Annotated in this window: 17 protein-coding genes and 3 tRNA genes; 3 read left to right on the top strand and 17 right to left on the bottom strand. The window is 64.5% G+C overall.

Features of this window, described 5'->3' with window-relative positions; genetic code table 11:
• Positions 1–33: 33 nt before the first annotated feature.
• Positions 34–1119, bottom strand: coding sequence for a YeiH family protein (locus AC1DP9_RS02475; RefSeq protein ID WP_092289976.1), 1086 nt, complete (start codon positions 1117–1119; stop codon positions 34–36).
• Positions 1120–1216: 97 nt separating this feature from the next.
• Between AC1DP9_RS02475 and AC1DP9_RS02470 the strand changes: the two genes are divergently transcribed.
• Positions 1217–2134 (top strand): LysR family transcriptional regulator, encoded by a 918-nt coding sequence (locus AC1DP9_RS02470; protein ID WP_092289977.1) that lies wholly within the window; start codon positions 1217–1219, stop codon positions 2132–2134.
• Between the two features lie 89 nt (positions 2135–2223).
• Here the strand turns inward: AC1DP9_RS02470 and AC1DP9_RS02465 are convergent.
• The 5 genes from AC1DP9_RS02465 to uvrC form a co-directional block, all read right to left on the bottom strand.
• Positions 2224–2297, bottom strand: a tRNA-Cys gene (locus tag AC1DP9_RS02465).
• 68 nt (positions 2298–2365) lie between these two features.
• Positions 2366–2441, bottom strand: a tRNA-Gly gene (locus AC1DP9_RS02460).
• A 67-nt stretch (positions 2442–2508) separates the two neighbouring features.
• A tRNA-Gly gene (locus AC1DP9_RS02455) sits at positions 2509–2584 on the bottom strand.
• 188 nt (positions 2585–2772) lie between these two features.
• Positions 2773–3372, bottom strand: coding sequence for a CDP-diacylglycerol--glycerol-3-phosphate 3-phosphatidyltransferase (gene pgsA / locus AC1DP9_RS02450; RefSeq protein ID WP_092289979.1), 600 nt, complete (start codon positions 3370–3372; stop codon positions 2773–2775).
• 132 nt (positions 3373–3504) lie between these two features.
• A complete protein-coding gene (uvrC, locus tag AC1DP9_RS02445; RefSeq protein WP_477106510.1) occupies positions 3505–5550 on the bottom strand; it encodes an excinuclease ABC subunit UvrC in 2046 nt (681 codons plus the stop codon).
• Between the two features lie 108 nt (positions 5551–5658).
• Here uvrC and earP point away from each other — a divergent pair, with 108 nt between their 5' ends.
• Together earP and efp are read left to right on the top strand one after the other, a co-directional pair.
• Complete coding sequence (earP, locus tag AC1DP9_RS02440) at positions 5659–6828, top strand: elongation factor P maturation arginine rhamnosyltransferase EarP (RefSeq protein WP_477106509.1); 1170 nt, start codon at positions 5659–5661, stop codon at positions 6826–6828.
• A 124-nt stretch (positions 6829–6952) separates the two neighbouring features.
• The gene (gene efp, locus AC1DP9_RS02435) at positions 6953–7513 is read left to right on the top strand and encodes an elongation factor P (RefSeq protein WP_092290000.1); all 561 of its coding nucleotides are present in this window, start codon (positions 6953–6955) and stop codon (positions 7511–7513) included.
• A gap of 72 nt (positions 7514–7585) precedes the next feature.
• Here the strand turns inward: efp and nagZ are convergent, their stop codons facing one another.
• From nagZ to AC1DP9_RS02380, 11 genes are all read right to left on the bottom strand, one after another.
• Entirely contained in the window at positions 7586–8638 is a 1053-nt protein-coding gene (nagZ, locus tag AC1DP9_RS02430; RefSeq protein WP_092290005.1) for a beta-N-acetylhexosaminidase, read from the bottom strand.
• Positions 8639–8668: 30 nt separating this feature from the next.
• Entirely contained in the window at positions 8669–9085 is a 417-nt protein-coding gene (gene acpS, locus AC1DP9_RS02425; protein WP_092290011.1) for a holo-ACP synthase, read from the bottom strand.
• The gene (gene pdxJ / locus AC1DP9_RS02420) at positions 9082–9864 is read right to left on the bottom strand and encodes a pyridoxine 5'-phosphate synthase (RefSeq protein ID WP_477106508.1); all 783 of its coding nucleotides are present in this window, start codon (positions 9862–9864) and stop codon (positions 9082–9084) included. The genes acpS and pdxJ overlap by 4 nt, the downstream gene beginning before the upstream one ends.
• A gap of 4 nt (positions 9865–9868) precedes the next feature.
• Positions 9869–10753, bottom strand: coding sequence for a DNA repair protein RecO (gene recO / locus AC1DP9_RS02415; RefSeq protein WP_092290845.1), 885 nt, complete (start codon positions 10751–10753; stop codon positions 9869–9871).
• A gap of 5 nt (positions 10754–10758) precedes the next feature.
• Positions 10759–11697 carry a GTPase Era gene (era, locus tag AC1DP9_RS02410; RefSeq protein ID WP_092290013.1) on the bottom strand — a complete coding sequence of 313 codons (939 nt, stop codon included), beginning with the start codon at positions 11695–11697 and terminating at the stop codon, positions 10759–10761.
• Positions 11694–12464 carry a ribonuclease III gene (gene rnc, locus AC1DP9_RS02405; RefSeq protein WP_092290014.1) on the bottom strand — a complete coding sequence of 257 codons (771 nt, stop codon included), beginning with the start codon at positions 12462–12464 and terminating at the stop codon, positions 11694–11696. The genes era and rnc overlap by 4 nt, the downstream gene beginning before the upstream one ends.
• 4 nt (positions 12465–12468) lie before the next feature.
• Positions 12469–12867: a DUF4845 domain-containing protein gene (locus AC1DP9_RS02400; protein ID WP_092290015.1), complete on the bottom strand. Its 399-nt coding sequence runs from the start codon at positions 12865–12867 to the stop codon at positions 12469–12471.
• Between the two features lie 54 nt (positions 12868–12921).
• On the bottom strand, positions 12922–13821 hold the full coding sequence (gene lepB / locus AC1DP9_RS02395) for a signal peptidase I (protein ID WP_092290018.1): 900 nt from the start codon (positions 13819–13821) through the stop codon (positions 12922–12924).
• Positions 13822–13892: 71 nt separating this feature from the next.
• Positions 13893–15686, bottom strand: coding sequence for a translation elongation factor 4 (gene lepA / locus AC1DP9_RS02390; protein WP_477106507.1), 1794 nt, complete (start codon positions 15684–15686; stop codon positions 13893–13895).
• Positions 15687–15947: 261 nt separating this feature from the next.
• On the bottom strand, positions 15948–17441 hold the full coding sequence (locus AC1DP9_RS02385) for a DegQ family serine endoprotease (RefSeq protein WP_092290847.1): 1494 nt from the start codon (positions 17439–17441) through the stop codon (positions 15948–15950).
• Between the two features lie 148 nt (positions 17442–17589).
• Positions 17590–18669, bottom strand: coding sequence for a MucB/RseB C-terminal domain-containing protein (locus AC1DP9_RS02380; RefSeq protein ID WP_092290849.1), 1080 nt, complete (start codon positions 18667–18669; stop codon positions 17590–17592).
• Positions 18670–18674 lie beyond the last annotated feature (5 nt).

The following is an 18674-nucleotide window of genomic DNA, read 5'->3' as shown; positions in this document are numbered from 1 at the left end:
CTTCCCATCGCGCTACACCGCGCAGCGCAGCGCTCAGACGAGCCACGCGCACAGCAGCGCGCCGACCACCATCAGGAAGACAAACAGCACCGCGGCGAGCGCCAGCGGCTTGCGTCCTGCACGTAGCAGATCACCGATTCGGGTATGGAGTCCGATGGCCAGCATCGCGCAGGCCAGCAGCCAGTTGTCCAGGGCGACCAGGCCAGGCTTCCACTCGCCCGGCACCATGCCGGCAGAGTTCACCGCCATCACCGCGACGAAACCGAGCGCGAACCACGGCACGGACTTCAGCAGCGCGCGCCAGTTGCGACGGCCGTTGCCGCCCGCGTCGCCACCGCTTGCACGCGGCCACAGCGCCATGATCAACAGCAACGGACCCAGCGCCAGCACGCGGACCATCTTGGCCACCACGGCGGCGTCAGCGGTGGCATCGCTCACCATCTTGCCAGAGGCGATCACCTGCGCCACTTCATGCAGCGTGGCACCCGTAAAAATGCCAAACGCGCGTTCCGTCACGGGGAGATGCCAGTGTTGCGTCGCCAGCTCGTAGAGCCACGGATAGAGCAGCATGCCGACCGTGCCGAACAGCACCACGGTGGCCACGGCCACCGCCGTCTGCTTGTCATCGGTACGCACCACGGACGAGACCGCGATGGCCGCCGCCGCACCGCATACGGCGCTGCCTGCGCTCACCAGGATGGCCTCGCGCCGGCTCAGGCCGAAAAACGCCGATCCCACCCACGTACCGAAGAGAAGCGTGGCCACCAGCATCACGAGCGGCACCACGACGCCACCCAGGCCCAGTGCAGCAATCGCCCCGAACGTCAGCCGCAGGCCATACAACGCCACGCCAAGCCGCAGCAGATGATGGCGCGCGAACTGCATGCCCGGCGCCAGGGGCGTCAGCCAGTGCTTCGGCATCGTATTGGCCGCGACCATGCCGGCACACATCGCCAGCGTCAACGCGGACAGCCCGTATTGGGACACGGCGGGGTGATCGGCCAGCACCAGCGCCAAGCCCGCAATGGCACCCAGCGGCAGCAAAGTGACGAGACGGATACGCCACAGGTTGAAACCGGTGGGGGCGAGCGTGAGCGGGGTGGCAGGGGTCGTGGACATAGCAGTTCTTCTAGGGATTGCCTGAAGGGTACGCATGCCGCCTTGACCAGTAAAACGGGTAATATCGTTATGACTTACCGTTATTATCGATAAAGCCATGGAGCAACGCCCGCTTCGCCTTACCTTGCGCCAGTTGCAGGTCTTCGTGGCCGTGGCCCAGCACGGCAGCACCACGGCCGCGGCCGAGTCGCTCGCGATGTCCCAGTCGGCCGTCAGCGCGTCGCTGGCCGAACTGGAACGTGCGCTGAACGGCCCCTTGTTCGACCGCGTAGCGCGCCGCCTGAGCATCAACGAAACCGGGCGGCAATTCTTTCCGCGCGCGCTGTCCCTGCTCGACCAGGCGCACGAACTCGAGCGATTTGCCTCGGAAGGCGGCGTGCAGCTGCGCATCGCGGCCAGTAACACCATCGGCAGCTACATCCTCCCTGCCCTGCTGGCCGGGTTCCGCAATGCGCAAACCGGGCCGTGCGAACTGGACATGCGCATCGGCAATACGCAGGACGTGCTGCACGCCCTCCTCAAGTTCGAGGCCGATATCGGCCTGATCGAAGGGACCAGCCATGAGCGGGACTTACGCAGCATGCACTGGTGCGATGACGAGATGGTGGTGATCGTGGGGCCGGCGCATCCGCTGGCGATGGTGGCCGAGCAGCCCGAGTTGCTGCACGACATGCTGCGCGAGGCCGACTGGATCGTGCGCGAGCCGGGCTCCGGCACGCGCGAGATCATCGAATCGCGCCTCGTGCCCGCCCTGGGCGCGCTGCGCTTTGCGCTGGAGCTAGGCAACACAGAAGCCATCAAGCGCGCCGTCATGAGCGGATTTGGCGTCAGCTGCCTGTCACTGCATGTCGTCGGCGATGAAATCGCGCGCGGTGAGTTAGTACCGCTGCGCGCCGGCCTGCCGCGCGTGATCCGGCCACTGCAACTGGTCGTGCATCAGGACAAATTCCCGACTCAGGGGCTGCTCGCCTTTACCGAATACCTACGCGGCGCGGCACCCGTGCTGTGTGCCTGAGCTGCGATACCGGCGTTAGAACAACTGAACGGCTAGAACGCAAAACGGCGCCACAATGGGCGCCGTAGGCTTGAAACGTCGGTAAAACTTGGAGGCGGAGGTCGGAATCGAACCGGCGTACACGGCTTTGCAGGCCGCTGCATAACCACTCTGCCACCCCGCCAGGTGACGATGCAGGATTGTACGACAATCCTGTCAAACAAAAAGGGAAGCCACGCTTCCCTTTGGGATTGGAGCGGGAGACGAGTCTCGAACTCGCGACCTCAACCTTGGCAAGGTTGCGCTCTACCAACTGAGCTACTCCCGCGTACAAACTTTCTACTTCTACTACTTACCGCCAGCCCGACGATGCTACCGTCGAACCTTACTTAACCTGGAGCGGGAGACGAGTCTCGAACTCGCGACCTCAACCTTGGCAAGGTTGCGCTCTACCAACTGAGCTACTCCCGCAGGGCCCTGCATCTTACAGAAAAGCAGACTATCGCGCAACTTCTTTTAAACACGCAGCTTTGTGCTGGTATTTCGCGCTAAGTACCGCTTATCTTGCTGCTTTCGTCTTTCGTCGTCAGCAGCGAGAACGAGATTATTGCAAAGAGGGGACCGGGGCGTCAAGGACTTTTTTGCGCAACGCTTCACTTTTACTTCTGCGCGCCCGCACTACCCGTGACATTGCTGCGCTCGCGGATCTGCGGCCACGCCAGCTTCATGTAATAGAACATCGACCACAGCGTGAGCACCGCCGCCAGATAGATCATCCAGCCGCCGAGCAACGAGGCATCGATGCCGAACAGCGAGTCGTTGAACAGCAGCAACGGAATCGCAATCATCTGCACCGTGGTCTTCAGCTTGCCGAGGAAATTCACGGCGACGCTCTTGGACGCGCCGATCTGCGCCATCCATTCACGCAGCGCGGAAATCGTGATTTCACGTCCGATGATGACCAGCGCGATCAGGTCCGCCACGCGGCCCAGCGCCAGCAGGGACAGCAGCGCCGCGGTCACCATGAGCTTGTCGGCCACCGGGTCCAGGAACGCGCCGAACGACGAGGTCTGGTTCCAGCGTCGCGCCAGGAAGCCATCCAGCCAGTCCGTCGCCGCGGCGATGACGAAGAACGCGGCCGCGGTCACGTTCTTGGTATGCATCGGCAACCAGGTTTCAGGCAGGTAATAGACCCCGACCACGAGAGGGATCATGGCCACGCGAAGCCAGGTCAGCAGGATGGGAATATTCAGGGGCATGGGCGGAGCGTTGAAAAAGGAACGGGCCGATCCGGCGATGGTCTGGAAGGCGAATGCCGCGATTGTCGCCGATTTCCAGCCGAACCCGCCAGTTTCGGGCTGAAATGGCTGGCAACCGGCCGGGCGGGCCGGTCAATGCAACTGGCGGTAGATCTCCTCGGCCAGGGTGCGCGAGATGCCTTCCACGCTGGCAAGTTCGTCGATGCTGGCAGCCATGACGCCGCGCAGGCCGCCGAAACGCGTCAGCAGCTTTTGCCGCCGGCGCGCGCCCACACCCTCGATTTCCTCCAGCCGCGACGTGTTGCGCGCCTTGGCGCGCCGCGCCCGCATGCCGGTGATGGCAAAGCGGTGGGCCTCGTCGCGGATCTGGGCGACGAGCATCAGCGCTGCGCTGCCCTGCCCCAGTTCCAGCGACGGGCGGCCATCGGCGAAGACCAGTGTCTCCAGCCCCACCTTGCGGCCTTCGCCCTTCGCCACGCCGACCAGCAGGCCGATGTCGAGCCCAAGCTCCTCGAACACCTGGCGCGCCACCTCGACCTGCCCCTTGCCGCCGTCGATCAGCACTACGCGCGGCATGCGCGGCACGCCGTCCGGGGCGCCTTCTCCGCCCAACTCGCCGCCATCTTCCTGGATCTGCTCCACCAGCTTCTGGTACCGGCGCGTGAGCACCTGACGCATGGCCGCATAGTCGTCGCCGGGCGTGATGTCCTGGATGTTGTAGCGCCGATATTCGCTGTTCTGCATCTCATGGTGGTGGAACACCACGCAGGATGCCTGGGTGGCCTCACCCGCCGTGTGGCTGATGTCGAAGCACTCAATGCGGAGCATCGCCAGGTCTTCCATATCCAGGGCGATGGTCTCGGCAAGCGCACGCGTGCGCGCCTCCTGGCTGCCCTGCTCCGCCAGCCGGCGCGCCAACGCCAGCGCCGCGCCTTGCGTCGCCATCTCGAGCCAGATCTTGCGCTGGCCCTGCGGCTGCCGCACCAGCGCGATCTTGCGGCCTGCCTGCATCGACAGGGCCTCCACCAGCGCGGCATCGGCTGGCAGATGGCTCACCACGATGATCGGCGGAGGCGCCTGATCAAGGTAGTGCTGGACCATGAAGGCCGACAGCACGCGGGCCGCGATGCGGTCCACGGACAGCGGCCCGGCTTCCGGCACCACCTGCTCGCCTTCGCCCTCCCCGGCATCGTCGCTATCTTCGACGATCATCGCCGCTTCGTCGGCATGCGCGGGGAAATAGGCTTTGTCGCCAAGATGGCGGCCCCCGCGCACCATCGCCAGATTCACGCACGCACGCCCACCCTGCACGGCCACGGACAGAATGTCGATGTCGCGCGCCTGCCCCACCTCCTCCACAGCCTGCCGCTTGAGCACCGTGGAGAGCGCGGCGATCTGGTCGCGCACAGCGGCGGCCTGCTCGAAGCGCAGTTGCACCGCGTGCTCTTCCATCTTGACCTGGAGGCCGTCGAGCACCTCGGTCTCGCGGCCCTGGAGGAAGCGCGCGGCGTTATGCACGTCGCGCGCGTAATCTTCTTCGCTGATCGCCTTCACGCACGGCGCCGTGCAGCGATGAATCTGATGCAGCAGGCAAGGCCGGGTGCGGTTGTTGAACACCGTGTCCTCGCAGGTGCGCAGCTGGAACACCTTCTGCAGGATCTGCATGCTTTCGCGCACCGCGTAGGCACTCGGGAACGGGCCGAAGTACTGGTGCTTGCGGTCCGTCGCCCCCCGGTAGTAGGCCATGCGCGGGAACTTGTGGCCGGTCAGCTTGAGGAATGGATAAGACTTGTCGTCGCGGAACAGGATGTTGTAGCGCGGGGCGAGTGCCTTGATGAGATTGTTCTCAAGCAGCAGCGCCTCGGCCTCCGTCCGGACCACCGTGGTATCGATGCGAGCGATCTTCCCCACCATCATCGCGATGCGCGGCGACAGCTGGGTCTTGTTGAAGTAGCTCGAGACACGCTTTTTCAGGTCGCGCGCCTTGCCCACGTAGAGCACGTTGCCGTCGGCGTCGAAATAGCGGTACACGCCCGGCAGGCCGGGCAGCCGCGCCAGGATCTGCCGGGGGTCGAATGCCGGGATGTCGGCGGGGGCCTCTGCCGGGAGATCCACGCGGACCTCGGCGGGTGCATCGTTCGAAGCGTCGTTCGGGGAAACCGGTTCCTGCTCGGGCATCGGGGGACAAGAAAGTTTGGGCGGCAAGGCGCGCTGGGGCTGGCCTCGCTCTAGAATCGCAAGTTTAGAGCAAATCTTCCGCGTGCCCTCGCGGAACGGGACGCCGCCATGCCCATTCAATCCTGCGACATCTTCTGCACGGTCGTCGATAACTTCGGCGATATCGGCGTTTGCTGGCGCCTGGCGCGCCAACTCTCACAGGAGCACGGCCACGCGGTGCGACTCTGGGTGGATGACCTGGGCAGCTTCGCGCGGCTGGCGCCGGAGATCGACCCGGCACGCGCCTGCCAGCACCTGGGCGGCGTGGAGGTGCGTCGCTGGGATGCCTCTCCCGGTGCCCCGTTCGAGCCGCTGCCGCCGCACGACCTCGTCATCGAGGCGTTCGCCTGCCACCTGCCCGAGCCCTTCCTGGCCACGATGGCCGCCGCGCCGCGCCCGCCGGTATGGATCAACCTGGAATACCTGAGCGCCGAGGCATGGGTCAGCGAGCACCATGCGCTGTCCTCGCCCCATCCGAAGCTGCCGCTGGTGAAGTACTTCTTCTTCCCCGGCTTTGCGCACGGCACGGGCGGGCTGCTGCGGGAGTCAATGCTGGGCGCGCAGCGCGATGCCTTCCTATCCAGCCGCGCCGCGCAATCGACGCTCTGGTACCGGCTCGGCACGCAACCCCTGCCAGATGCGTTGCGCGTAAGCCTGTTCGCCTATACGAATCCCGCCCTACCCGCCTTGCTGGCCCAATGGCGCGACGGCGGCACGCCCGTGCAGTGCCTGGTGCCGCAAGGCCCGGCAGCGCAGCAGGCGGCCGCGTGGTTCGGCGCCCCGGCGGAGCAGGTGGCCCCCGGCACCTCGCTGACGCAAGGCAACCTGACCCTCCAGGTGATTCCGTTCGTGAGGCAGGAAAACTACGACGAACTGCTCTGGGCCTGCGACGTGAACTTCGTGCGTGGCGAGGATTCCTGCGTGCGCGCGCACTGGGCCGCGCGGCCCATGGTCTGGCACATCTACCCGCAGGACGACGTGGCGCACCATGTGAAGCTCGATGCGTGGCTCGAGCGATTCAGCCGGTGCGGCGTGTCGCCGGAGGCTGCCCAGGCCATGACCGCCTTTTGCCATGCCTGGAACGGCCATGGCGCCACCCCGCACGCGCCCGACTGGGCGCAGTTCCACGCACAATTGCCGGCTCTCGCTACGGCCATGGACCGCTGGCAGCGGCAATTGCAGCACTTGGGCGACCTCGCGGCAAATCTGGTGGCCTTTTGCGAAAATCGGGTAAAATAACGGGTTGATTTTGATGATGGCGAGCCAAAAAGAGCAACTGCCGGCCGCGCGCCTTCGCCATACCGCATATCGCGAATCGGGGTCATGAGCGCCCCGGATTACTTTTTTCAGGAAGATAGTTCAGATGAAGATCGCACAAGAACTCCGCGTCGGCAACGTGTTCATGATCGGTTCCGACCCGATGGTCGTGCAGAAGGCCGAGTACAACAAGTCGGGCCGTAACGCCGCCGTCGTCAAGATGAAGTACAAGAACCTGCTGACGGACGCCCCGGGCGAGTCGGTGTTCAAGGCTGACGACAAGTTCGAAGTGGTGATGCTGGATCGCCGCGAATGCACCTACTCGTACTTCGCCGACCCGATGTACGTGTTCATGGACACGGACTACAACCAGTTCGAAGTCGAGCAGGACAGCATGGGCGACGCGCTGAACTACCTCGAAGACGGCATGAACGTGGAAGTGGTGTTCTACAACGAGAAGGCCATCTCGGTGGACATGCCGACCACGCTGGTCCGCGAGATCATCTACACGGAACCGGCCGTCAAGGGCGACACGTCGTCGGGCAAGGTGCTCAAGGGCGCCAAGATTAACACCGGGTTCGAGCTGCAAGTGCCGCTGTTCTGCAACATCGGTGACAAGATCGAAATCGACACGCGTACCGGCGAATACCGCAGCCGCGCCAACTAAGGCGTCGCCGCGAGACAGCAAAAAGGGCAGCTTCGGCTGCCCTTTTTGTTTTTGCCCGCCGACGTCGACGTGTCAGGCGATCAGGTCATGCTCGCGCAGCAGGCGCAGTGCGGCACGATAGTCGGCATCCTGTTGCAGTTTGTTCCAGTCCAGCGGACGCTTGCGACCGAACAGCTTGCGGATGCGGCGTTGCGACACCTTGTCGCCCTTCAGATCGTCCAGTTCCTTCAGCAACTGGTCGGCGCGCTCCGGATGGTTGCAGATCAGCACCATGTCGCAGCCCGCATCGAGCGCGGCTCGCGCGCCCTGGGTCACCGTGCCGGCCACGCTGGCGCCTTCCATGCTCAGGTCGTCGCTGAAGATCACGCCCTCGAAGCCGAGTCGCGTACGCAGTACATCCTGAAGCCAGAACGGCGAGAAGCCGGCCGGGTTCGGGTCGACCTTCGGATAGATCACGTGCGCGGGCATCACGGACGCCAGCGCATTGCCCATCCAGTCATACGGACGCGCGTCGAGGGCCAGAATCTCTTCGACGTCACGCTCGTCGACCGGCACGGCCACGTGCGAATCAGCTTCGACGAAGCCATGACCCGGGAAATGCTTGCCGCAGTTGCTCATGCCAGCCAGCAGCAGGCCGTGCGTGAGATGGTTGGCCAGCATCGTCACCACGCGTGGATCGGCGTGGAACGCGCGGTCGCCGATCACGGCGCTGCGGCCATGGTCGAGATCGAGCACCGGCGTGAAGCTCAGGTCGATGTCGCACGCGCGCAGTTCGGCGGCCAGCACGTAGCCGCACGCGATGGCGACCTTGGTGGCCGTCATCACATCGCGATCCCACAATTCGCCGAGTTTTGCCATCGCCGGCAGGTGCGTGAAGCCATCGGTCTTGGCGCGCTGCACGCGGCCGCCTTCATGATCGATGCAGATCAGCACGTCCTCGCGCACCGCGCGAATCGCCCGCGTCAACGCGGTCAACTGGGCGCGCGACTCGAAATTCCGTGCGAACAGGATCACGCCGCCCGTCAGCGGATGGGCGATGCGACGCATGTCCTCGGCGTCGAGCTGCTTGCCAACCACGTCGAGCACCACCGGGCCCGGATGCTTGCCGGAAACTTTCTTGATCATAGGAATATCTTGAATTCAGGCTGCGTAGGTTCAGGATGCGGTGTCGGCCGGCTGGCCGCCCCGCTCCGCGATGGCGAACGCCACCGCGTACTCGTGTTCGTCACTGACACTGACCCGGATGGTCAGCCCGCGTTCCTGCACCCAGTCGGCCAGCTCACCGGTGCATTGCGGCGTGGGCTCGCCCGACGGCAGGTTCAGCAGTTCCATGGCGCGCCACGTCATCGGCCAGCGCATCCCCAGGCCGATGGCCTTCGAGAACGCCTCCTTGGCCGCGAAGCGCGTGGCCAGGAAGGCCAGCCCGCGCTTCTCCGAGCGCGCCTTGCGCGCGTGATAGACCTTCAGCTCACGCGGGCCGAGCACCTTCTCCGCGAAACGGCCGCGCGTGCGCTCCATCACGCCCTGCACGCGATCGATCTGGATGATGTCGGTGCCGATGCCGTAGATCACGCCGCCTGTCCCGGCACGGGATAACGGGTGCCAAGGCGCGCGGCCACCATGATGGCCTTCATCTCGCGCACCGCGTTCTGCCAACCGACGAACACCGCATGCGCGACGATCGCATGACCGATATTCAGCTCCTTGATGCCGGGCAGTGCCGCGATCTGTTGGACATTGGTGTAATGCAGGCCGTGGCCGGCATTGACGACGAGGCCGTGGCGGATGCCTGCGTCCACGCCTTCGGACACACGACGAAATTCCGCCGCCTGCTCCTCGGGCGTATGGGCGTCGGCGTAACGGCCCGTGTGGATCTCGATGACCGGCGCCTTGCACGCGGCAGCGGCCGCGATCTGGTCCGGATCAGGATCGATAAACAGCGAGACGCGGATGCCCGCATCCGCCAGTTGCCGGCAGGCAGCGCTGACCTGCTCGAAATGGCCGGCGACGTCGAGACCGCCTTCGGTAGTCACTTCCTCGCGCTTCTCAGGTACGAGGCAGACGTCCTGCGGACGGATTTCGCAGGCGATATCGAGCATTTCGCGTGTGATTGCGCACTCCAGGTTCATCCGGGTGGCGAGCTTCGGGCGCAGTGCGCGCACGTCCGCGTCGCGGATATGGCGGCGATCCTCGCGCAGGTGCAGCGTAATCACGTCTGCGCCGGCGATTTCCGCCTGGAGGGCGGCCTCGATCGGGTCAGGGTAGGCGGTGCCGCGCGCATTCCGCAGCGTGGCCACGTGGTCGATGTTGACGCCAAGGTCGATGACGCCGGGATTCGCGTGAAAAATCATGGCTTTACAGAAATTGCAGGTCGATAAGGATTTGCCGCGTTTTCAGCGGCGCACCCTGCAGATAATAATGCAGCAGGAAACGCATCAGGGCGCGGCTTTGTGTGGCGGTCTGGGCGCGGCCGTAGTCGTCCCGCCCCATGTCCAGCAAGGTCTGGCCGGACACCACGGGCCAACTCGACGGATCGCTCGGCTGCGCGCGGCGCACGCCGCGTTCGGGGTGATACACGTAGTCGAGGCCCGGTTGCACCGACTCCCCGGTGCTCACGCACTGGTCGAACGCCACCGCGAACCCGGTCTCCTGCAGCAACACGCGCTCGAAGCTGCGTAGCACCAGACTGGCCGGCTCACCATGCGCGAGCCGCGTCAGCGTGATCATGTAGTGCTTGAACAGCGCCGGATGTGCATCCTCGCGCGGGCAGAAGCGCAATAGCAATTCGTTGAGATAGAAGCCCGATAGCAGCGCATCGCCGGCCAGCGGCAGCATGCCGCCCATGTATTCGGCCTTAGTCAGCGTCTTGACCTCGCCGCGGCCGGTCCAGGAGAGCGAAATCGGATGGAAGTGCTGAAGCACCGAGCGCAGCGCCGAATGCGGCCGCTTGGCGCCCTTCGCCACCATGGCCATGCGGCCGTGGTCGCGCGTGAAGACGTCCAGAATGAGACTGGTCTCACGATAGGGATAGGCGTGGAGCACGAAGCCGGACTCGTTGGTCACGCGCAGCTCGGTGCGCGCGGGCACGATCCGCATGGCCCGGTCCATCATCTCGCGGCCGGCGGCCACGGCCGGGGACAGCCCGGTACCGCCCTGCACTTCCAGCAGTTCGGCGGCCTCCTCGGCGATGGGATCGGCGCTCCGCGCGCGCCTGGGCGCGGCTCGGGGCGCGTCAGGCATCTTGCTCACTCGTAGCCGTAGGCCCGCAGTCCGGCTTCGTTGTCGGCCCAGCCGCTCTTGACCTTGATCCACATCTCCAGGTAGACCTTGCCGTCGAACAGCTTCTCCATGTCGAGGCGCGCCTCGGTGGAGATCTGCTTGAGCTTGGCACCCTTGTTGCCGATGATCATGGCCTTGTGCGCGTCGCGCTCGACCAGGATCGTCGCAAACACGCGGCGCAGCCGACCTTCGGTCTCGAACTTGTCGATGATCACGGTGCTCGTGTACGGCAGCTCATCGCCAGTCCAGCGGAAGACCTTCTCGCGGATGATTTCCGAGGCCAGGAAGCGCTCGCTGCGGTCGGTCATCGCATCGGCGTCGTACATCGGCTCGCCTTCGAGCAGGTACGGACGGATGATGGCCAGCAGCCGCGTGATGTGATCGTGCGTCTTCGCCGACATCGGCACCACTTCCCGGAACGGGAACAGCTGTCCCATCTTTTCCAGGAACGGCATCATCACCTCGGCGCGGTTCTCGCCCAGGCGATCGAGCTTGTTGGTGACCAGCAGCACCGGCACGTTCTTCGGCAGCAACGACAGCACCTTCTCGTCATCGGCGCTGAAATAGCCGGCTTCCACGACGAACAGCACCAGATCCACCGTAGACAGCGTGGACGTGACTGCGCGGTTCAGCGAGCGGTTCAGCGCGCTGGCGTGGCGGGTCTGGAAGCCTGGCGTATCKACGAAAACGAACTGCGCGTCATCGGTGGTCTGGATACCGACGATGCGATGGCGCGTGGTTTGCGCCTTGCGGGACGTGATGCTGACCTTCTGGCCGACAAGTGCATTCATCAACGTGGACTTGCCCACGTTGGGGCGGCCAACAATGGCCACCGTGCCGCAGCGGAACGCCTTGGCATCCGAGGGTGCCTGGGCGTCCTGCTGCGGAGGGGTAGATTCGGTCATTCCTTCAACCTGAGAGACAACTGGGGATCCGGTGGCACCGGCTGCTTGCGGGTCTTGCCCGTGCGCTCGGCCCGGCTGCGCTTGAGCAGCTGGGGCACGAGCTTCTGCACCTCATCCAGCGCGAGCTTGGCCGCCGCCTGCTCGGCCGCACGGCGCGAGGCGCCGGTGCCGAACACGCGCACCTCCAGTTTAGGCACGGTGCATTCGACTTCAAACTGCTGGCTGTGTGCGGCACCGTGTGTGGCGATGACGTTGTACTGCGGCAGGGCGATCTTGTGGCCCTGCAGATACTCCTGGAGCAGGGTCTTGGCGTCCTTCCCCAGCGTACGGGGGTCCACCTGCTCCAGAATGGGGATATACAGCTTGCGGATCAGCGCCCGCGCGGCGTCAAAGCCGGCATCGAGGAACACTGCGCCGACAATGGCCTCCAGCGCATCCGCCAGAATCGACGGACGGCGGAAGCCGCCGCTCTTCAACTCGCCCTCGCCCAGGCGCAGGGCGTCGGAAAGCTGGAGCATCTGGGCGATCTCGTACAGCGCCTGCTGCTTGACCAGGTTGGCGCGCACGCGGGAAAGATCACCCTCATCGAGCTTGCCGAACATGCCGTAGAGCATGTCGGCCACGGCGCAGTTCAGCACCGAGTCGCCCAGAAATTCCAGGCGCTCGTTGTGATGGGCGCTATGACTGCGATGGGTGAGCGCCTGCTGCAGCAATTCGGGCTTGCTGAATCGGTAGCCGAGACGTTGCTGCAAGGCGTCGAGGATCATGTCGTTACTGCGTTCCCGAATAGGTAATCAATAGACTCATCGGACCATAGACGGGAATCTCGGTCCGGTACGAAAAACCAATGCTGCGTATCCTGCCGGCTTCGTCCTCGATCACGTCGAGATCGTCGCCCTTGAGCGCCTCGATGCGATCGATCTGGGCCTGCTTGTCGAAGTTGGCCGCCACATCCTTGCGGTTGACCGACCGATCCTTCGCGTAATTCACTGCCCGCTTGACCGAGAAGTATTCGAGCATGCTAGGAATCGCCTTTACCGCCGGCAGCACCACCGCAATCACGATAATGATGACGATCAGCAACGACCCCAACGAAAATCCACGTGATCTTTCAAGCACACCCACGCGGATATTTCCCCTCTTCCCCGAAAAACCCAACTTCTGACCCATTTTGCGCTTCCCTCGTTTTTTGAGTGTATTTGCGCTGCGCGAGGCGTCCGACCGTTACTTGAACGACCCCACGCGCCCAAAATTGCCGAGGTTCATCCAGATCACGAACGCCTTGCCTACGACGTTCTTGTCCGGGACGAAGCCCCAGTAACGTGAATCCAGGCTGTTGTCACGGTTGTCGCCCATGACGAAATAGTGCCCTTCCGGCACTTTACACGTCAGCCCCTGCTGATTGTAAGTGCAGTTCTCGCGGAACGGGAAATCGGGATCCGCGCCCGCCACGAACGCCGGACGGTCGGCATCGTTCAGGATGCCATGCGCCACGCCGCCCGGCAGCGTCTCGGTGAAATGCTTCGAATAGGACAGCCGCTCCTCGTCGAGGTAGTCGGGCAAGGCGCTGTACTCGGCCGGCTTGCCGTTCACGGTCAGCTTCTTGTTCTCGTAGCGCACCATGTCGCCGGGCACGCCTACCACGCGCTTGATGTAGTCGAGCGACTCGTCCTTCGGGTAGCGGAACACCATCACGTCACCGCGCTGCGGCGTGCCAACGTCGAGGACCTTCTTGTTCACCACCGGCAGGCGGATGCCGTAGTCGTACTTGTTGACGAGGATGAAGTCGCCGATCAGCAGCGTCGGGATCATCGAGCCGGACGGGATCTTGAAGGGCTCCACCACGAAGGAGCGAAGCACGAACACCGCGAGGATGACCGGGAAGAAGCTCGCCGAGTACTCGAGCCACCACGGCTGGCGCAGCTTTTCCTCGGCCAGCCGGGCGCGCGAGGCGTCCAGCTCGGTGCTACCGTGCACCGCCTGCATGTCGCCGCGGCGCGCGTCGAACTCGGCCAGGGCCAGATGCGCCACGCTACGGCGCTGGCGCTCGAAGACCAGCTTGTCGGCAACCCAGGCAATGCCTGTAATGACCACCAGCACAAAAAGGATCAGTGCAAAATTCATGACGGCTTGGCGTTGATTTTTTAGAAGATCGTCTTGTCACCCAGCCAGCGGACTTGGCGCTGGCCTGCGGCTTACTTGTCATCCACCTGCAGGATCGCCAGGAAAGCCTCCTGCGGGATCTCCACGGTGCCCACCTGCTTCATGCGCTTCTTGCCCGCCTTCTGCTTCTCCAGCAGCTTCTTCTTCCGCGAGATGTCGCCGCCGTAGCACTTGGCCAGCACGTTCTTGCGCAGCGCCTTCACGTTCTCGCGGGCGATGATGTTCGCCCCGATCGCCGCCTGGATAGCCACGTCGTACATCTGGCGCGGGATGATTTCGCGCATCTTGGCAGCCACCTCGCGCCCGCGATATTGCGAGTTCGAGCGGTGCACGATCACGGACAGCGCGTCGACCTTGTCGCTGTTGATCAGGATGTCCACCTTCACCACGTCCGATGGGCGATATTCCTTGAACTCGTAATCCATCGACGCATAGCCGCGCGACACCGACTTCAGCCGATCGAAGAAGTCCATCACGATCTCGGCCATCGGGATCTCGTAGGTCAGCTGCACCTGCTTGCCGTGGTAGCTCATGTTGATCTGCGAGCCGCGCTTCTGCGTGCAAAGCGTGATCACGGAGCCAACGTAGTCCTGCGGCATGTACAGGTTGACCGTGACGATCGGTTCCAGGATCGCCTCGATCCGACTCGGATCGGGCATCTTGGCCGGATTTTCCACGGTCAGCACCGTGCCGTCGCGCATCTGCACCTGGTAGACCACCGTCGGCGCGGTGGTGATCAGGTCCATGTCGAACTCGCGCTCGAGGCGTTCCTGCACGATTTCCATGTGCAGCAGGCCCAGGAAGCCGCAGCGGAAGCCGAAGCCCAGCGCCTGGGACACTTCCGGCTCGTATTGCAGCGAGGCGTCGTTCAGGCGCAGCTTCTCGAGCGATTCGCGCAACGCCTCGTACTGGTTCGATTCCACCGGATACAGGCCGGCGAACACCTGTGGCTTGACTTCCTTGAAGCCCGGCAGCGGCTCGGTCGCCTTGCGCGCCGTGGTGGTAATGGTATCGCCCACCTTGGCCGCCTTCAGTTCCTTGATGCCCGCGATCACGAAGCCTACCTGCCCCGCAGAGAGCGACTCGCGCGGCATCGACTTCGGCGAGAACACGCCCACCTGCTCCACCAGATGCTGCGCGCCCGTGGCCATCAGCAGGACCTTGTCCTTCGGGCGCAGCGTCCCATTGACCACGCGCACCAGCATGACCACGCCGACGTAATTGTCGAACCAGGAGTCGATGATCAGCGCCTGCAGCGGGGCCGCGGGGTCGCCCTTGGGCGGCGGCACCTTGGCAATCATCGCCTCGATCACGTCTTCCACGCCCTGGCCGGTCTTGGCCGAGCACGGCGTGGCGTCGTGGGCGTCAATGCCGATCACGTCCTCGATTTCCTGGATCGCATTGGCGGGGTCCGCCTGCGGCAGGTCGATCTTGTTGAGCACGGGCACCACTTCCACGCCCAGTTCGATGGCCGTGTAGCAGTTGGCCACGGTCTGGGCTTCCACGCCCTGCGAAGCATCCACCACCAGCAGCGCGCCTTCGCAGGCGGACAGCGAGCGGCTGACTTCGTAGCTGAAGTCCACGTGCCCCGGGGTGTCGATCAGGTTGAGGTTGTAGACCTGGCCATCGCGCGCCTTGTAGCTAAGCGCCGCGGTCTGGGCCTTGATGGTGATGCCGCGCTCCTTCTCGATGTCCATCGAGTCGAGCACCTGCGCTTCCATCTCGCGATCGGACAGCCCGCCACACCGTTGAATGATTCGGTCGGCCAGGGTCGATTTCCCATGGTCGATGTGGGCAATGATCGAGAAATTACGAATGTGGTCCATCTAGCGTTCTGGGGAGCGCCGGCGCGCCAGGTGGGACGGGGGCGCGGGAGCATAAATAAGGTGGGGCGCAATGCGTGCGCCAATCCGCGATTTTACCGGATTTTCAAGGACTTCCGGCGCGGTAAATGGTGTCGGAACCGTGATCGGCACTTTCCGTGCAGGCGCCCGAAAATGGCGTATCGCGCACCTGAAAACACATCGCGCCGGACATCGAGTCCGGCGCGATGGGTAGTTCTGGCCAGGGGACTCCCCCGGACCGTCTTACCGCGCCTGACTCGGGCGCAGCGTCAGCACTTGGGTAGCGTCGCCACGGCGCACGAACACGGCCGCCATCTTGTTCTTGTCCAGCGCCTTCACCATGTCGTTGAACTGGCGCGCGTTGGTCACGTCGGCGTCGCCCAGGCGCAGGATGATGTCGCCCGGACGGATGCCGGCACGTGCCGCCGGGCCGTCTGCCGCCTCCACTTCCACGCCGGACTTGATCTTCAGCTCCTTGAGCTTGGTCTCGGCTATGTCGGTGACGATCATCCCCAGCGCGTTCGGCTTGGCGGCCGGCGCGGCTTCGTCCGCGCTACCGCCCCGCTTGTCGCCCCGGCGCGCCACGGCACGGGCATTGTCCGGCTCGAGTTCGGTCACCGTCACGGAAACGTCACGCGTCTGCCCCTTGCGCCACACCTGCAGCGGCACACGGGTGCCCGGCTTGGTGTCGCCGACCATGCGCGGCAGGTCCGACGCCTTTTCGATGTCGCGGCCGTTGAACTTCAGGATGATGTCGCCGGCCTCAATGCCAGCCTTCTCGGCCGGTCCGCCCGGCTCCACGCTGCCGACCAGTGCGCCACGCGCACGGCCCAGGCCCAGCGAGTCCGCCACTTCCTTGGTCACATCGCCGATGGCCACGGCGATCCGGCCACGGGTCACCTTGCCGGACGACTTAAGCTGCTCCGACACGCGCATCGCTTCGTCGATCGGAATCGCGAACGAAATGCCCATGTAGCCGCCGCTACGGCTGTAGATCTGCGAATTGATGCCGATCACTTCGCCGCGCAGATTGATCAGCGGCCCGCCCGAATTACCGGGGTTCACGGCCACGTCGGTCTGGATGAACGGCAGGTAGTCGCCCGTGTCGCGGCCCTTGGCCGAAACGATACCGGCGGTCACGCTGTTGTCGAGCCCGAACGGCGAGCCGATGGCGAGCACCCACTCACCCGGGCGGATCTTGTCCGAATCGCCAAGCGGCAGCCGCGGCAGGTTGTTCGCTTCCACCTTGATCAGGGCCACGTCGGTGCGGCGGTCGGAGCCGATCAGCTTGGCCTTGAATTCGCGCTTGTCGGGGAGCGTCACATAGATGGTCTCGGCGTCCGCCACCACGTGGGCGTTGGTCATCACGTAGCCATCCTGGCTGATGATGAAGCCGGACCCTACGCCACGGCTCTGTTCCTCGCCCTGCGGCGGCTGGCCACGGCGCGGCGGGGTCGGCCCACCCGGTGCGCCCGGCATCGGCACGCCGAAGAAGCGACGGAAGAACTCGGCCATCTCGTCGTCTTCGGGCGAATTGCCACCACGCGAGCGGATGCGCTCGGTGGTCCGGATGTTGACGACGGCCGGGCTGGCCTTCTCCACCAGGTCGGTGAAATCGGGCAGGTTGTAGTTCGAGGCAGCCGCCTGGGCATGCCCCACCTGGGCAACAGCCGGACCCAGCACGAGCATGGCAGCCATGACCATGGTTCGCACCAGGGCTGGGGATTTGGAAATCATCGACAACTCCCGGGAGATCAGCGAGAAACGGATGCCTTGCGGGACGTCGGAGCCGATCGACCCCGCAAGGCGGAACTTCAAGCGCTACTGGCCTGCACCAAGCGGCCGGCCCGGGGTTCGCTGCCCCGGAGCCAGCGCGCTCATGCGCTCAGTGTACCGTCTTGGGCGGGCGGTACTCCACGCCGGCGGCGAACTGCCTGACCGTGGCGGCCGGCACCTCGCCCACCACCGTGATCCAGTAGTCAGCCACGCGGCGCACCACGACCTGCGTGGCGCCGAGCGAAGCCACGCCTTCTCGGCGTGCGCGTTGTTCCGATACGGGTTCGATAAAGATCGACAACCCGGTCAGACCGTCGCTGTAGACGATCTGAAGCACCTCGAAGACCTGCCCCGGCTTGCTGCCCTGGGCGGGCGGGCGCAAATCGCCCAGCGGGCGGCGCACTTCGCGGATCTTCTGGAAACCCTTGAGCGGCGAACCGATGATCCACCCCTCGTCGGCCACATTGGCCGGCTGGTAGGTGACTTCGTAGCGGTTCCACGACTGCGAACTCTTGATGGCGGACAGGATGCGTTGCTTGTCCGACGGCACGCCGATATCGACCTGCGAGAACGCCACCTGCTCGAGCACCTTGCCGCCCTCGCCGATGGTCTGGGCGCGCATCAGCAGACCCGAGCCCTTGTCGGCCCACAGGCGCACCGCGTAGCGCGCGGCGTCGTGCGGTTCGAGCGAGAACACCTCGCACTCGACGCCCGCCACGCGCTCGCCGGGCAGCTTGCGCATGTCGTACAGCTCGAGCACATCGCTCTTGTTGGTGGCGAGCAGCGCCGGGAAGCGGTCCTTCGCCTCCTGTTTCTCCACGACCACGAGCTTGGCTTCCGGAATCAGGCTGTGCACGACGTCGTTCTGGCGCAGCACCTCGCGCGGCTTGCCGTCGAGCGTTTCCAGGCGTTCGTACTCGTTGTGGACGAGATCGCTGTAATGCTGGATTCGCGACGCATGCATGACGCTGCCCCGCTGATAGATCAGCGTGCCGACATAATTCTCGCGCTGGGCGGCACGGTGGATCTTGTTGAGCCACGCCGTGGCGTCGCGTCGGTTCAGCGTATTGTCAGACGGCTGCGCCGTTGCGGCGGCAGCGGTCAGACACAAGGCCAGAAAAAAGGACCTGCGCAGGCCCTTCCTTCTGTGTACGCCCGCTACGTCGGCGAGCGACATTCCTTTATGCATGTCCG

It is taken from the genome of Cupriavidus sp. 01L43 (assembly GCF_056399925.1).
This window is presented reverse-complemented; position numbering and strand designations above follow the sequence as displayed.

What these genes read in the sequence shown, in the direction of transcription:
- efp (WP_092290000.1), top strand. Translation starts at nt 6,953, where the DNA reads ATGAAGATCGCACAAGAACTCCGCGTCGGCAACGTGTTCATGATCGGT.
- rnc (WP_092290014.1), bottom strand. Translation starts at nt 12,464, where the DNA reads ATGATCCTCGACGCCTTGCAGCAACGTCTCGGCTACCGATTCAGCAAG.
- pgsA (WP_092289979.1), bottom strand. Translation starts at nt 3,372, where the DNA reads ATGCCCCTGAATATTCCCATCCTGCTGACCTGGCTTCGCGTGGCCATG.
- AC1DP9_RS02400 (WP_092290015.1), bottom strand. Translation starts at nt 12,867, where the DNA reads ATGGGTCAGAAGTTGGGTTTTTCGGGGAAGAGGGGAAATATCCGCGTG.
- lepB (WP_092290018.1), bottom strand. Translation starts at nt 13,821, where the DNA reads ATGAATTTTGCACTGATCCTTTTTGTGCTGGTGGTCATTACAGGCATT.
- AC1DP9_RS02475 (WP_092289976.1), bottom strand. Translation starts at nt 1,119, where the DNA reads ATGTCCACGACCCCTGCCACCCCGCTCACGCTCGCCCCCACCGGTTTC.
- recO (WP_092290845.1), bottom strand. Translation starts at nt 10,753, where the DNA reads ATGCCTGACGCGCCCCGAGCCGCGCCCAGGCGCGCGCGGAGCGCCGAT.
- pdxJ (WP_477106508.1), bottom strand. Translation starts at nt 9,864, where the DNA reads ATGATTTTTCACGCGAATCCCGGCGTCATCGACCTTGGCGTCAACATC.
- earP (WP_477106509.1), top strand. Translation starts at nt 5,659, where the DNA reads ATGCCCATTCAATCCTGCGACATCTTCTGCACGGTCGTCGATAACTTC.
- lepA (WP_477106507.1), bottom strand. Translation starts at nt 15,686, where the DNA reads ATGGACCACATTCGTAATTTCTCGATCATTGCCCACATCGACCATGGG.
- AC1DP9_RS02380 (WP_092290849.1), bottom strand. Translation starts at nt 18,669, where the DNA reads ATGCATAAAGGAATGTCGCTCGCCGACGTAGCGGGCGTACACAGAAGG.
- AC1DP9_RS02385 (WP_092290847.1), bottom strand. Translation starts at nt 17,441, where the DNA reads ATGATTTCCAAATCCCCAGCCCTGGTGCGAACCATGGTCATGGCTGCC.
- nagZ (WP_092290005.1), bottom strand. Translation starts at nt 8,638, where the DNA reads ATGATCAAGAAAGTTTCCGGCAAGCATCCGGGCCCGGTGGTGCTCGAC.
- AC1DP9_RS02470 (WP_092289977.1), top strand. Translation starts at nt 1,217, where the DNA reads ATGGAGCAACGCCCGCTTCGCCTTACCTTGCGCCAGTTGCAGGTCTTC.
- uvrC (WP_477106510.1), bottom strand. Translation starts at nt 5,550, where the DNA reads ATGCCCGAGCAGGAACCGGTTTCCCCGAACGACGCTTCGAACGATGCA.